Below are 13,703 nucleotides of genomic sequence, written 5' to 3' on the forward strand. Positions count from 1 at the left end.
CGCCCCGTAGGATATCGACACACAGATTGCGGATGCCAGAGCAGGGAGCGTGATCTAGAACGCAGTTCCGTGTCGACACGCGACCGCGATCACCGCTGTTGCCCGTCCTCGGACTGCAGGTTGGCCATGATTTCGGCAACGGACAACCGGCGCGACGATGTGGCATCGTCACTGCCGCCCCGACGTCGATGCTGCCGACGGCCTGGTATTCCCACTGTGGGCGCGTTCGTCGGCCGTGATTGGGACGCTACGGTCGGCGCGGTCGTGCGGCGACCGGGTGACGCAGCACCCGGCGCGATACCGGAGTCCGCCCAGCCGCGCGATTCCACCGGCCCAGCAGGTCCGGGGATTTCGCCGTCCTCCGGGGAGACCACATCGGTCTCTGCGGTGACCGGCTCGTCGAAAGGGCTGGCGAAGGCCGGCGGCGCGGGATGGTCGGGCTCGAAAACCGGTGTGGTGCCGCCGGGCGGTTGCTGGTCGGCGACAACGGCCCATATCTTGGCGTCCGCCGAGCTATCATTCGCCGATACCGTGCCAGAGCCGGTCAGCTCCTGAATTCTGGTCGCATCTGCTCGCAGGGCCGGGCGATCCTGCGGCAGGCCTCCGTCGAACAATCGCTGCAGGCTCTGCCGCAACACCGCGAGTTCGGCTCGCAGCGCCGTGAGCTGGTCCGCATCGGCACCCACCTCCGCTCGCACTCTCGCCTCGACGCCGAGTTCGTACTCGCGTCGAGCAGTGACCTCCCGCTCCAGTTGCAACTCGTAGACGGTCTGTAGATCGCGAGCCTTGGCCGAGCCGATCGCCGCTTCTTTGCGGTACTTCGTCGCGGCGAGTGCGCCGATGGCTGCGGCCCACAGCGCCGCGACCAACCCCACACGGACGAACTGGACATTCTCGCTGAATACCAGAAAAATGCTGGCTAGCAGGCCCAAAAGGATCAAGCCGCCCAGGGACACCCTTCCCGCTGCGTCCCACCATCGACGGGACGTGCTGTTACGGGAGGGTGAAACCATGCCAGCCAGGGTAGCCAAAACAGCAGTCCACGCCCAGGTTCTGTTTCGCGATCCCGTTCGAGGCACTAGCTATGTGGTAGCTACATCATTGGATGGATCCTCCGGCGCTCGACAGCAATACTCCAGCCAAAGGGCCGCGGCCACCAGAGCTGCCCCCGCCAGCATCCCCACGATCGCGCCTGGGCTGTCGGCAGCCGCGGCACGCAGTGCGCCACGCTGCGGAAAGACCCACAACAGGAATCCGAGCCAGATGCCGCCAGCGACGGAGCCCACCTGCACCGATGCCTTGGCCAGCGCTACGGCGCGAGCAACCGTGATCGGATGCAGTTGGTGTCGACCATCGCCGATCTGATCGTCGCCGACCCTGGCTCGGATCACGAAAGCGAGTAGTACCTCGAGGACAGCCACCGGATAGAGCGACGCCCCGGCGAAGACCGAGATCGGCGGGAAGGTGTCATATGCCAACCTGGTGCCGATCCAGGCGACGATCGTCGCGACGAGCACGTTCGCCACCAGATCGAGGATGCGAGTCGGCTTCGGTTTCACAGCGACGTGTCCGTCAGTGAGAACTCGGTGCGGCGTACTCCCGCGCGCTCGGTCGAGTCCATGCGCGCCAGCAGATCCACGACAGCATACGACCTGCCCTCGACTTCGATTACCGCGTCCGGAGCCACGTCCAGCCAGGGCACCAGCACGAACGCTCGGCGATGCGCCTGCGGATGCGGCAGAATCAGATCCGGATCGGTACTTCGACATGCTGCCAGCCGACCGTCGCGTACCGCCGCGCACCACACCACGTCCACATCGAGCGTCCGTGCCCCCCAGCGTGTGCTGCGAACCCGACCGGCGGCGCCCTCCAGGTCTCGACCCCGCCGCAACCAGTCCGCACAACTGAAGGCCGAATCTTCCACCAGCACCGCGGCATTGAGGTAGTCCTCCTGCGGGACACCACCCCAGGGCGCAGTCGAATACACCGCGGAAACGGCCATCACTCGATGGCCCAATCCGTCGACAACGGACCGCAGGTGGGCGAGCCGATCACCCAGGTTCGATCCGATGGACAGCACCGCACGGGTCATGGACCCTCCTGCGCTCGGACCGACTCGATGCGCGCAACCACCACGACTGCGTATTCGCTCATTCGGCGCGACCCCGACGACTGCGTGTCGCGACTACCCGAACATCGGTGAACGACTGTGGAATCGGCGCCGCTGGTTTGTGCACGACCACCTCGACCGACTCGATCCGGGGATCGGCCAGCACATCGTCGGCGATGTGCGCCGCCACGGTCTCGATCAGATGGTGCGCAGGTCCCTGAACGATGCCGACCGCGCGCTCGGCCAACACGCTGTAGTCGACAGTGTCCGCCAAGTCGTCGGACGCCGCGGCGGCGGTGAAATCGACCCATACCGTCAGGTCGACCACGAACTCCTGACCATCGCGGCGTTCGTGATCGAACACCCCGTGATGCCCATGAGCGCGTAGGCCACGCAGTTCGATCCGATCCGTTCCACTCCGCCGCGGATCGGATAGGGGCGCGACTGCTTCGACGCCAACCGGTGACCGGCTCATCGGTGCTCTCCTCGAATTCTGGATCGGTCGGCGTCGTGCTGGGCCGCACGCTGCCGAGCGGCACCGTGCCACGCGGCGGCGACACTGATCGCATCCAATGACGCGCGTACGTCGTGCACGCGTACACCCCACGCTCCGTGGAGCGCGGCAAGCGCCGAAATGGTTGCGGTTGCCGTCTCACGACCGTCGGGCGGACGCGGACCGGCGTCGTCGGCGAGCAATGCGCCGAGGAAGCGCTTGCGCGACGCACCGATCAAGATCGGTAGCCCAGATGCGACGAAATCGGGCAGTGCACCGAGTAGCGCCCAGTTGTGCTCGGCGTTCTTCGCGAAACCCAGACCAGGGTCGAGGATCAGGCGGGAGGGTTCCACCCCCGCAGCGACGGCCGAGTCGACCTGAACGGTCAACTCGGCGAGCACCTCGGCAACGACATCGTCATAGTGATCGGCAGGACTGGTGTGTCGGTAGCCGGCGCCCGCACGCCAGTGCATGAGAATCCATGGAACCGCAGCGGAGGCCACCACCCGAACCATGTCGGGGTCGGCACGCCCGCCGGAGACATCGTTCACCACCATCGCTCCCGCCTCGATCGCCGCCGCTGCCACCGAGGCACGCATGGTATCCACGCTGGTCGGTACGCCCGCCGCGACCAGCCCGCGGATAACCGGCAGCACTCGCGCGGCCTCGACCTCGGCCGCGATGCGAACCGCACCCGGTCTGGTCGACTCACCACCGACATCGATGATGTCCGCGCCGGCTGCATAGAGCCCAACACCATGTGCAATGGCTGCGTCGGGATCCAGATATCTGCCGCCGTCGGAAAACGAATCGCCGGTGACGTTGACCACCCCCATCACCGCACACGGGCGACCGTCGCGCGCACCCGCGCCGACGAGATCGTTCACCTGAGCGGCACTCACTTCCGTACGATGAGGTCCAGCGCCTCGGCGCGCGAGGCAGCATTGGATTGAAGAAGTCCGCGCACGGCGGACGTGGTGGTACTGGCGCCCGGTTTGCGAATTCCGCGCATCGCCATGCACAGGTGTTCGGCCTCGATGACCACAATCGCCCCTCGCGGGTCCAGCTTGCGCATGACGGCATCAGCTACTTGGCTGGTCAAACGCTCCTGTACCTGCGGGCGTTTGGCGTAGAGATCGACCAACCTGGCCAACTTGGAAAGGCCCGTCACCCGACCGTGCGGGCCCGGAATGTAGCCGACATGGGCGACCCCGTGAAACGAGACGAGGTGATGCTCACAGGTGGAGAACAGCGGAATGTCCCGTACCAATACCAGTTCCTGGTGCCCCTCGTCGAAGGTGGTGTCCAGCACGGAATCCGGTTCTACGTAGAGGCCGGCGAACGTCTCTCGGTAGGCGCGCGCGACCCGCGCGGGCGTGCCACGAAGGCCCGGCCGATCCGGATCCTCGCCGATGGCGATCAGCAACTCCCGAACCGCGGCCTCGGCGCGGTCCTGGTCGAAGGACGTGCCGGTGTGCAGAGCGACCGGTCCGCGCTCGGCGGTACCGATGTCGACACCGCGGTGCCGTGCACCCTCCGACTCGGTAAGGGTGTGGCCACCGTCGTGATTGTTGGCCGACAATCGAGGACACCTCCAAACTCCTGGGGCGTCGGCAGGCTGGGCGCCCCACAGTCGAGACTAATCGGCATACCTCGGAATCGACCGTTCGGTCTATCCCTATCGCCCTATTTCACCCGCCGGCGCAATCCTCACCGGTCGGATTCGCGACGTGGCTCGTCGTAACCCTGATCGCCATAGCCTGCTCGATCGCCATAACCCGCACGATCGCCATAGCCCGCACGATCGCCATAGCCCGCGGGATCGCCATAGCCCGCACGATTGCCGTAGCCGGCCTGATCACCGTGCCCGGCGTGGTCGGCTTGTCTGGTGTGGTCGTGATCTTCCGGACCGCCCCGCTGCGGGTAGACGGGCTGAGCGTGCTGCGGTGGATCCCAGCCGCCGGCTTGCGCGGGCCGCGGCGGCTCGTCTCGCGGTGGCCAGCCGGGTGCCGACCAACCCGCAGGAGCGCCGTAATCAGGGCGGGAGCCCTGTGTCCCCGAGCGCGGGTAGGCAGGAGCCGACGACGGCGGCAACGGGTAGCCGGGCGCCCCGTACTGCGGTGCAGCGCCACGACCATCATCGTGCGGCGGATAGCCGTTGGCGGGCTGCTGCTCGCGCTGCGTGGCCGCGGTCAACGGCTTCGTCAGCGGCTCCGGCGGCCAGGATTCACCGCGTTCGGCGGCCAGTTCGCCCGGCGTCTTCACCGGCGGTTTGTCCGAGGGCACTCGGTCACCGAAATCATCGAATGTAGTGATGCGTGGACGCTTCTGTACCGCCGCAAGGACCTGCTCGAGATCCTTGCGGTGCAAGGTCTCCCGTTCCAATAGGGCAGTGGCCAGGTCGTCGAGCACGTCGCGGTACTCGTTGAGGATCGCCCACGCCTCGGTGTGCGCGGCCTCGATCAGGTTGCGAACCTCTTCGTCGATCGCGCCCGCCACCTCGTGCGAGTATTCCGAGCCCATTCCCATGGAACGGCCGAGAAACGGGTCGCTCTGCTCCTGACCGTAGCGGACTGCACCGAGCCGGGCACTCATGCCGTACTCGGTGACCATTGCACGGGCGATCTTGGTGGCCTGGTCGATATCGGAGGATGCGCCGGTGGTCGGCTCGTGGAACACCAATTCCTCGGCGGCACGGCCACCCATCGCCATGACCAGGCGCGCAATCATTTCCGAGCGAGTCATCAAACCCTTGTCGTCCTCGGGCACCGTCATGGCGTGGCCGCCGGTACGGCCTCGCGCCAAGATGGTGACCTTGTACACCGGCTCGATGTCCGGCATCGCCCAGGCGGCAAGGGTATGTCCGCCTTCGTGGTATGCGGTGATCTTCTTCTCGTGTTCGCTGATGATTCGGCTCTTGCGGCGGGGACCGCCGATGACTCGGTCGACCGATTCCTCGAGCGAGTCGCCGGTGATCACCGCAGAGTTCTCGCGAGCAGTGAGCAAAGCCGCCTCGTTGATCACATTGGCCAGATCCGCGCCGGACATACCGACAGTGCGCTTGGCCAAACCGTCCAGATCGGCCTCCGGCGAAATCGGCTTGCCTTGTGAATGCACACGCAGAATGGCGCGACGCCCGGCGAGATCGGGGTTGCTGACCGGAATCTGTCGGTCGAATCGACCTGGTCGCAGCAACGCCGGATCGAGAATATCGGGGCGGTTGGTAGCCGCGATCAGGATGATGCCGGTGCGGTCGCCGAATCCGTCCATCTCGACCAGCAGCTGGTTGAGGGTCTGCTCGCGTTCGTCGTGGCCACCGCCCAGCCCGGCGCCGCGCTGCCGGCCGACCGCGTCGATCTCGTCGACGAAGATGATGCACGGACTGTTCTGTTTGGCCTGCTCGAACAGATCACGCACCCGAGAAGCGCCGACGCCGACGAACATTTCCACGAAGTCCGAGCCGGAGATGGTGAAGAAGGGTACGCCGGCCTCGCCGGCGACCGCACGAGCCAGCAACGTCTTACCGGTGCCGGGCGGACCGTAGAGCAGAACCCCTTTGGGGATTTTCGCACCCAAGGCCTGGTAGCGAACCGGATTCTGCAAGAAGTCCTTGATCTCGTAGAGCTCTTCGACCGCTTCGTCGGCTCCGGCCACGTCGGCGAAGGTCGTCTTGGGCATGTCCTTGGACAGCTGCTTGGCCTTCGATTTGCCGAAGCCCATCATGCCGCCGCGGCCGCCACCTTGCATCCGTGCCATCACGAACACGAACAGCCCCAACAGGATGACCATCGGTATGACGAACAACAGGATCTGGGTGAACCAGCTCTCCTGCTTGACCACCGTGTCGTAGTCGGCACCGGAGTTCTTCACAGCGTCGAAGATCTGCGCAGAGGTCTCGCCGCCGCCCGGATATTTTGCGAAGATCTTGGTTTCACCGTCGGTGGCGTCGTTACCGTTCTTCAGTTCGATGCGTAGCTGCTGATCACGGTCGTCGATTTGAACCTTCTGGACGTTGCTCTTGTTCTCGAGCTGACTCAGAGCGACCGAGGTATCGACGTTCTTCCAGCCCCGCGTGTCATTGCCGAAATGGCTGAACGCATAGATCACGAGCACGATGCCCGCAACTATGGCCAGGGTGCGAAACACAGTCTTGCGGTTCATAGAGCGTCGGCCGTGACGGCCAGTCCTTTCCGGTGTCTCCGGTCCTTGCCTAGCGATGCGTTCGACGCGTCCGGTTCCGCAAGGATTCGGATGCGGACATGCCACGTTACCGCGTACGGTCTACTCGACACATCGCACAGTTGGGCTGCAGGTGCAGTTAAGGAGGTAAACGGACAGGGGCCACCGGTGGTTCCCGACGTCTCCACGTCCGGCTTCCTCCAAGTGGCAACAATCATGGCATGTTCGGCCTATCGTGAGCGACGACACAACATCACGGCGGGTACGACGAGCTGGGAGGCGGTAGTTCACCTATCACCGAACACGCGAGAATGCCGCACATCGGACACGAGCGCAGGGGGTATGGACATAGTCGAATTACGGACACCCACAGCGATTCTGCGTCACGGCCGCGGCAGACTGACCGTGCTGAGACCCGGATCCGACGGCGAGCGCGTACTCGATGTCCCGGTGTCGGACCTGCTCAAAGTACGGTTGAACCGACGGGCCGACGACGCGGTGGTCATCGAAATCTACTTGCGATACCCGACGCCGGTCCTCACGGGTGTGCCCGCAGACCGCACGCCGCTGCCGGTCCTGATCGCCGAGCACGACGTCCCCGCTGCGGCCGGGATCGTAGACCGGATCAATGCCCACATCCTGACCACCCAGCGGATCGATGTCGCCGCCCCTGACCTGCAGCCTCCGGTGCCCGCATGGGGCCGCGGCGGCCCCATGCGGGCGGACGTGGACCGAGCAACGGACCGAATGCGAGCACGACGGGACGTGAAGCAGGCGATCGCGGCCCTCCATCGGTGCGTGACGTCGGATGAGTACGTGTTGGAGACTGCCGTTATGACGGCGCACCCACCAGCGGGCGCGGACACCGGCCTGTTGGCCGTGACGACCGAACGCCTGCTGTTCATCCCCATCGGCGAATCCCGGTATGCGCACGAACTGCCCATACCGGTGGTGACCGGTGCGCGTACCACCGTAGCCTCTGCCACGGGCTCCAGCGAGATGACCGTGGGGCGTGACTCGACAGGCGTCGAGGTGCACGACGGCAGTCGGACATTGCGCTTCTCGGGAGCCGATCGCGCCGACACCGAGCGGGTCACCTGCGCGGTGAACTTCGCGGTGCGCCGGGAATCCGCCGATGGCGCTACCAGCGCGGCAGACCCCGGGGTAGCCCAGCTGTATTCGGAATGGGAACTCCTGGTCGAGCGGCACTCCCTCGGAATGGTCGATGACGCTCAGTTCCAGCGCTACGGGCGCGGCATTTTGCGCTCACTCCCCGACGGAAACTGAGTTCAGGGCCACCCGACGCCACGGACTGGTCGGACGCAGCCACAGCCGTAGCAATTCCCGACGGCGGTCGACGCCGCCACTCTTGAGCTCGGCTAGGTCCTCGCAGGCCTGCCAGTAGGTCCAGCCGGTGAGATATGCGTCCCCGAACTGCCGCCAATTGCGATATTTGCGCTGCGCCAAGGGTAGGGCACGGCGCAGGTAGCGCCACGCCACGTCGGCGTCGAGGTACCCCGCGGTGTAGGCCATCCTGGCCACCGCGACCACCCTGGCCAGGTCCCAGGCGTGGATGTCGCTGGGCAGTGGCCGCACCAGGTGATCTGTGAAGCCGATCTTGATTGCCTGCGACCAGATGTCGTAGTCGCGGACCAACACCTCCGGATTGTCCATGCCGCGGAATGCGGCGACTTGTCGTAGAAAGGCCCGGTGGCGATCGGCACGCTCACCGAATCGGTCCCGCTCACTGGCATTGATCGAGGCCATGACCAAGGGATGCACCAGCGCATACAGCGGGGCATGCATGCCACCGAGCAGTTGCTCCATCGACGCCTGCGCCTCGGTGCCATCGGTGATCCCCCACGCACCGGTCAACGTATCGATAGCCAGTTCGCGCCGGTCACCGAGTGGATGCACCCGCTCCGGTCCGAGCAGCAGCGCGTCGTGAAAGGCGTCCCAACGCGCCGAATAGAAGGCCCCGAGCGCCAATGCACGCAGTTCGGCGTCGGAGACCGCCGCACCGGACCAATGGTCTTCTTCGCGCTCATCCAGTTCCGAGTACGGAAACGTCGTCAAGGTGGGTACACCGCGTGCAGACATGACCCGATTGTTCCCCATTCGCGGCTGCATCCGGCAGGTATTTGCCGACGGTTCGGTGTTTTCCCCACCGTGCCGAACGGGTGCGGCTCGAAGGATTTTCACAGCGGTGTCGGCTTGCGCTGACGCCGGTCGCGATCTGAGGCTAGTGTTCTCACATGTGTAGAAACATCACCGTCCTGCGTGGCCTGGAACCTGCAGCAACCGATCAGGAGATCTATGCCGCCGCACAGCAGTACGTGCGCAAGGTCGGTGGCCTGTCCGGCCTGAGTTCGACCACCAAACCCGCGGTCGACAAGGCTGTCGCGGCCATCGCGGCGGCGACCACGACATTGCTCGCCGAACTGCCCGAGCGCAGGGTTCCGCCGACCACCGAACCGCCGCTGCGTCGTATCGCTGCGCGCGAGGCCGCAGCAGGCGGGTGATCGGCAGGCGGGTGATCGAAGCTCGTTCAGGACAGGATGTCGGCGCCGTAGACAGCGACACAATCCAACGCGACCTGCACGGGCATGCTTCGGGTTTCGATCGGAAAACCCATGAGCTGTTCGATCCGCTGCATGCGATAGCGGACCGTGTTCTTGTGCACACCAAGCTCCTTCGCTGCCGCCTCCGGGCTATGGCGACTGCGCAGGTAGACACGCAGAGTCTCCCTTAGTCGCGCGGTGTTCGCGTCCCGGCCCGCCAGCGCTCCCAGTTCACGCCGCACCAACCCACGCATGGCCTCGTCGTCCACGCCCACCAGATACGGGATCTCCACGGTGGGATACCCGACGGCCCGTCGACTGTTTCCAGGTGAACGTTCGACCACCTGTCTGGCAGCGACTGCCTCGCGATGACTCTGGCGAAACCCAGAGACACCCTCGCCCGGCGCGCCGAACGCGACACGAAACGGGGCCTCGACATATGCCGCGGTCCGCCTCTCCACCTGCCCCGGCACACCGAGCTCGATACCGTGTTCCGCGTCCTCCACGCCGACCCATGCCCATAGGGCGCTGGCACCAGAAGGCACGATGAACACAGGTCCGCTGCCGAGAGCCGAGGACAGCTCCACCGCGACTCGCTCCAAGGAGCCGGTCGCCTCCGCGTTCGGGCGGTGAGGCGCAGCCCCCAACTCGTCGGTCCACAACACGAAGGCCACATGCTGCTGCCGTAGCCGATAGCCCAGCCTGGTCGACGCCTGACCGGCGTCCACCTCGTCACCGGCGAGCAGCGCCCGCACGGTCTCCGTCCGCCGATTCAGCGCGGCGCGCAGCGTATGCTCTCGCTCCTGCATATAGGTGTCGGTGAGCAACTCGACCGAGGCGCTCACCCATTTGGTGGTGAGCTCGAACAACCGCAGCAGCACCACACGCTCCAGTCCCGGCGTGGATGAACGGCGTTGCTCGATCACTTCGGTCATATAGGCCAGCACTGCCTCCATCCCCACGTGATAGACGCGCAACAGCAGGCGAAGCTCGAATCCTCGCTGGGCGACGCTACGCGCGAACACGTGCGCCTCCTGCGGCAGCGAGAATTCGAAGGTGTCGCTGGCCAGGCGGCTGAGCACGATGCGTACTTGAGCCCGAGTACTCGCCGCGAGGTCACGACGCATATCGCGATCAGCGAGTTCGGGAATGCGCGCGACAACGACATCGTCGAGCCTGGTGACGATCCGTTCGAGAGTCTGAACACGCATCGCATCCGAGACGTAGTCGGCCAACCACGCGCGCACCTGATCCACATCCGGACTCGGCCAGGATTCGGTGCTCGGAGCCGGTGGATCGGTCATTGTCATCCCCTGAACCTCACAAGCTACCTCATGATTGTATCCAAACCACAGAAAGCTCCAGAGCGGTTGACCAAATAGGCCAAGAAAGTCCGCTTCTATTGTGTCACGATCATATATGTGTGTCGCGAATCACAGCAGTAGACCATGCTTCGCCGACACTCCGGCAATACCAATCGACGCAGTATCGGCGGAGAACAACAGTGACCAAGATCGAACCGGCGCCCGGACCGAACAGCACCACACCAACGGCGGCGGCCGAGCACGCGCCGCCCGAGAAGACTGCAGAGCTCGGCCGACCATCCGTCATCGACGTCCACAACCCCGGGACCGGCGAAATCGTCGGCACAGTGCCCAACGAGACCTCGGCGGCAGTCGCGGCCACGGTCCAAGAGCTGCGTCTGTATCAGCCGGAGTGGGAAGCGATCGGCCCCAAGGGGCGTAAGGCGTGGCTGCTCGAGTTCCAGGACTGGTTGATCGACAACACCGAACGGCTGGCCTCGGTCGTGCAGTCGGAGACCGCGAAGCCATGGGCGGAAGCACTGATAGATCCTGGTTTCGCAACTGATCTGATCGGATACTACGCGCGGGGTGCGGCCGAGTTCCTCGCCGAGGAGCACCCCTCACCACACAGTCCACTCGCCAGGGTCAAGCGTCTGACCACGGTCTATCGTCCGTACCCGGTGGTCGGTGTGATCACACCATGGAACTTTCCGCTGGCCATGCCGGTGATGGACGTGTTTCCTGCGCTTGCCGCTGGCGCGGCAGTTGTCCTCAAGCCCTCGGAGGTGACCCCGCTGTCCGCGGTCGAACTGGCGAAGGGTTGGGCGGCCATCGGCGCCCCACCGGTCTTCAGTGCGGTCACCGGGACCGGAGCGACCGGCGCGGCGGTAGTCGACAACGCCGACTTCGTCCAGTTCACCGGATCCACCGCCACCGGTCGCAAGATCGCCACCGCGTGCGCGGAGCGCATGGTCCCCTACAGCCTCGAACTGGGTGGGAAAGACCCCGCCATCGTCTTGGCCGACGCCGACCTCGACCGCGCGGCGCACGGCATCGCATTCGGCGGCATGTTCAACTCCGGACAGGTATGCATCTCCGTAGAGCGGGTGTATGTCGAGGCGGCGGTATACGACGAGTTCGTCACCAAATTGACTGCCAATGTCGAGGCCTTGCGTCAAGGCATCGACCGACACGACTCGCGATTCGATATCGGCGCGCTGGCCAACGAGAATCAAGCAGCCCTCGTACAACGGCACGTCGATGAGGCCGTCGCTGCAGGAGCGACCGTATTGACCGGTGGTGGACGCGCCGCGTTCGGCACCGCATTCGAGCCGACGGTACTGGTCGATGTCGACCACACCATGTCGTGTGTCACCGAGGAGACCTTCGGCCCGACGCTACCCGTGATGAAGGTCGCCGACGAGGCGGAAGCGATCCGACTGGCCAACGACTCGGTGTACGGACTGTCGGCCTCGGTATGGACGGACGACAAGGCCCGCGGCGCCCGAATCGCCCGACAGCTCGATGTGGGCGCGGTCAACATCAACGATGTATTCGCCAATCTGTTCAGCTACGCGTTGCCGATGGGCGGCTGGGGCCTGTCCGGCGTCGGTGCGCGCTGGGGCGGGGCGAACGGGGTACGCAAATATTGCCGGCAGCAAGCGATCACCACGCCGCTCGTGCCGCCTCGGCCCAAAGAACTGTTCTGGTATCCGTATTCGATGTCCAAGCTTCTCGTCATGCTCGGGATCATGCGTGCGGCGGGGGCCCGCGGCCTTCGGCGGCTGAACGTCTCCGCGCTCCTGAAACTCGGGGGAGGCACCAAATGACCGCGACACGACGCAGTCGCCGCCAGGCTGCGCGGATTCGTGACAAAGTGGTCGTCATCACGGGCGGCGCTCGCGGCATCGGGTTGGCCACCGCAAGCACCTTGCATGGTCTCGGCGCGCAGATCGCCATCGGCGATATCGACGAGGCGGCCGTCAAGGAGGCCGGGACCACACATGAATTCGAGTACCAGGGCCGGCTCGATGTCACCGATCCGGCCTCCTTCGAGCAGTTCCTCGATGACGTGGAACGTACGCTCGGCCCGATAGACGTCCTGATCAACAATGCGGGCATCATGCCGACCGGCAAACTGACCGACGAATCGGACCACGTCACCCGTCGAATTCTCGATATCAACATCTACGGCGTGATCCTCGGATCCAAGCTGGGCCTACATCGGATGCTGCCGCGCGGCACCGGGCATGTCGTCAATATCGCGTCGCTCGCAGGCGAGACGCACCTTCCGGGCCTGGCCACCTACAATGCGAGTAAGCACGCGGTGGTGGGATTCACCGACACGCTCCGCGAGGAGTATCACGGTAGCGGTCTGAGTTTTTCCTCGGTACTGCCTACGATCACCAACACCGAACTCGGATCCGGCCTCGATTCCGGTCCCTTCCGCAACGCCGAACCAAAGGAGATCGCCGACGCCGTCGCCACCCTGATCGCGAGGCCGAAGTCGAAGGTCCGAGTAACCGCGGTGGCCGGATTCGTCACCCGGGTCGTCGGATTGCTGCCGGATCGGCTCGGTGACCGTATCGGCCGGGCCCTGGGCTCGAGCCACCTGGTGCTCGATGCTGTCGATTCCGAACAACGCGAGGCATACGAGAAGCGAGCGCGCAGCGGCTGATTCTCGCCATGGATTCGGGCGCCGCCGCTGGGATTCCCAGCGGCGGCGCTCTGTGCGGATGAGCACTGGGCGCGCAAGCCACTCGGGCTCGCCATTTATTGTGATGAATATCACTATCGAGCCGGCCACATGCGACAACTGTTGGATAGCACACAAACAGCCGATTTGCGGCAATCCTCGCAAGCCACGAAAGTGAGGATCCCATCCATGCGATATGCCTATTAACGCTGGTCAAATAGTCTCAAACTGGCCGCAGCAAGATATATCGGAGGATGCTAGAAATTCGCCGTCCGCATGCTGCGCAATACTGACACAAGCAATATGCTGTCTCTAACAAACCTGACGACTGTTTCCGTTGCCATATACGAACTTTTCGGCC

General features: G+C 64.7%; 13 protein-coding genes. 4 read left to right on the forward strand and 9 right to left on the reverse strand.

Annotated elements, in window-relative coordinates; genetic code table 11:
- Positions 1-89: 89 nt before the first annotated feature.
- The 7 genes from K940_RS0103140 to ftsH form a co-directional block, all read right to left on the reverse strand.
- On the reverse strand, positions 90-1,013 hold the full coding sequence (locus tag K940_RS0103140) for a DUF6779 domain-containing protein (RefSeq protein ID WP_081706111.1): 924 nt from the start codon (positions 1,011-1,013) through the stop codon (positions 90-92).
- A gap of 69 nt (positions 1,014-1,082) precedes the next feature.
- Entirely contained in the window at positions 1,083-1,559 is a 477-nt protein-coding gene (locus tag K940_RS0103145; protein WP_028476330.1) for a DUF3180 domain-containing protein, read from the reverse strand.
- Positions 1,556-2,092, reverse strand: a complete 537-nt coding sequence (gene folK / locus K940_RS0103150) for a 2-amino-4-hydroxy-6-hydroxymethyldihydropteridine diphosphokinase (RefSeq protein ID WP_028476331.1) — start codon at positions 2,090-2,092, stop codon at positions 1,556-1,558. Before folK ends, K940_RS0103145 begins: the two co-directional genes overlap by 4 nt.
- Positions 2,093-2,150: 58 nt before the next feature.
- The gene (gene folB, locus K940_RS0103155; RefSeq protein WP_081706112.1) at positions 2,151-2,585 is read right to left on the reverse strand and encodes a dihydroneopterin aldolase; all 435 of its coding nucleotides are present in this window, start codon (positions 2,583-2,585) and stop codon (positions 2,151-2,153) included.
- Positions 2,582-3,439, reverse strand: coding sequence for a dihydropteroate synthase (folP, locus tag K940_RS26745; protein WP_051406839.1), 858 nt, complete (start codon positions 3,437-3,439; stop codon positions 2,582-2,584). The genes folB and folP overlap by 4 nt, the downstream gene beginning before the upstream one ends.
- A gap of 62 nt (positions 3,440-3,501) precedes the next feature.
- Positions 3,502-4,113, reverse strand: a complete 612-nt coding sequence (gene folE, locus K940_RS0103165; protein ID WP_196812088.1) for a GTP cyclohydrolase I FolE — start codon at positions 4,111-4,113, stop codon at positions 3,502-3,504.
- A 200-nt stretch (positions 4,114-4,313) separates the two neighbouring features.
- Positions 4,314-6,764, reverse strand: a complete 2,451-nt coding sequence (gene ftsH, locus K940_RS0103170) for an ATP-dependent zinc metalloprotease FtsH (protein WP_028476334.1) — start codon at positions 6,762-6,764, stop codon at positions 4,314-4,316.
- Positions 6,765-7,124: 360 nt separating this feature from the next.
- Here ftsH and K940_RS0103175 point away from each other — a divergent pair, with 360 nt between their 5' ends.
- Positions 7,125-8,069 carry a hypothetical protein gene (locus K940_RS0103175; RefSeq protein ID WP_028476335.1) on the forward strand — a complete coding sequence of 315 codons (945 nt, stop codon included), beginning with the start codon at positions 7,125-7,127 and terminating at the stop codon, positions 8,067-8,069.
- Here K940_RS0103175 and K940_RS0103180 read toward each other — a convergent pair.
- Complete coding sequence (locus K940_RS0103180) at positions 8,049-8,882, reverse strand: DUF1266 domain-containing protein (protein ID WP_036527396.1); 834 nt, start codon at positions 8,880-8,882, stop codon at positions 8,049-8,051. The two genes, K940_RS0103175 and K940_RS0103180, sit on opposite strands and share 21 nt — an antisense overlap.
- A gap of 155 nt (positions 8,883-9,037) precedes the next feature.
- On the opposite strand from K940_RS0103180, the gene K940_RS0103185 reads away from it, so the two are divergent.
- Positions 9,038-9,304 carry a DUF2277 domain-containing protein gene (locus tag K940_RS0103185; RefSeq protein ID WP_028476337.1) on the forward strand — a complete coding sequence of 89 codons (267 nt, stop codon included), beginning with the start codon at positions 9,038-9,040 and terminating at the stop codon, positions 9,302-9,304.
- A 26-nt stretch (positions 9,305-9,330) separates the two neighbouring features.
- On the opposite strand, the gene K940_RS0103190 is transcribed toward K940_RS0103185, so the two are convergent.
- A complete protein-coding gene (locus K940_RS0103190) occupies positions 9,331-10,647 on the reverse strand; it encodes a CdaR family transcriptional regulator (RefSeq protein WP_155980725.1) in 1,317 nt (438 codons plus the stop codon).
- A gap of 305 nt (positions 10,648-10,952) precedes the next feature.
- On the opposite strand from K940_RS0103190, the gene K940_RS26750 reads away from it, so the two are divergent.
- On the forward strand, positions 10,953-12,476 hold the full coding sequence (locus K940_RS26750) for an aldehyde dehydrogenase family protein (RefSeq protein ID WP_051406840.1): 1,524 nt from the start codon (positions 10,953-10,955) through the stop codon (positions 12,474-12,476).
- The gene (locus tag K940_RS0103200) at positions 12,473-13,324 is read left to right on the forward strand and encodes an SDR family oxidoreductase (RefSeq protein ID WP_051406818.1); all 852 of its coding nucleotides are present in this window, start codon (positions 12,473-12,475) and stop codon (positions 13,322-13,324) included. Before K940_RS26750 ends, K940_RS0103200 begins: the two co-directional genes overlap by 4 nt.
- The last annotated feature ends 379 nt before the right edge of the window (positions 13,325-13,703 follow it).

The sequence above is a fragment of the Nocardia sp. CNY236 genome (genome assembly GCF_000482385.1).
Lineage (GTDB): Bacteria > Actinomycetota > Actinomycetes > Mycobacteriales > Mycobacteriaceae > Nocardia.

What these genes read in the sequence shown, in the direction of transcription:
- K940_RS0103180 (WP_036527396.1), bottom strand. Translation starts at nt 8,882, where the DNA reads ATGTCTGCACGCGGTGTACCCACCTTGACGACGTTTCCGTACTCGGAA.
- K940_RS0103200 (WP_051406818.1), top strand. Translation starts at nt 12,473, where the DNA reads ATGACCGCGACACGACGCAGTCGCCGCCAGGCTGCGCGGATTCGTGAC.
- folP (WP_051406839.1), bottom strand. Translation starts at nt 3,439, where the DNA reads ATGGGGGTGGTCAACGTCACCGGCGATTCGTTTTCCGACGGCGGCAGA.
- K940_RS0103175 (WP_028476335.1), top strand. Translation starts at nt 7,125, where the DNA reads ATGGACATAGTCGAATTACGGACACCCACAGCGATTCTGCGTCACGGC.
- ftsH (WP_028476334.1), bottom strand. Translation starts at nt 6,764, where the DNA reads ATGAACCGCAAGACTGTGTTTCGCACCCTGGCCATAGTTGCGGGCATC.
- K940_RS0103190 (WP_155980725.1), bottom strand. Translation starts at nt 10,647, where the DNA reads ATGACCGATCCACCGGCTCCGAGCACCGAATCCTGGCCGAGTCCGGAT.
- folB (WP_081706112.1), bottom strand. Translation starts at nt 2,585, where the DNA reads ATGAGCCGGTCACCGGTTGGCGTCGAAGCAGTCGCGCCCCTATCCGAT.
- folK (WP_028476331.1), bottom strand. Translation starts at nt 2,092, where the DNA reads ATGACCCGTGCGGTGCTGTCCATCGGATCGAACCTGGGTGATCGGCTC.
- K940_RS0103140 (WP_081706111.1), bottom strand. Translation starts at nt 1,013, where the DNA reads ATGGTTTCACCCTCCCGTAACAGCACGTCCCGTCGATGGTGGGACGCA.
- K940_RS0103185 (WP_028476337.1), top strand. Translation starts at nt 9,038, where the DNA reads ATGTGTAGAAACATCACCGTCCTGCGTGGCCTGGAACCTGCAGCAACC.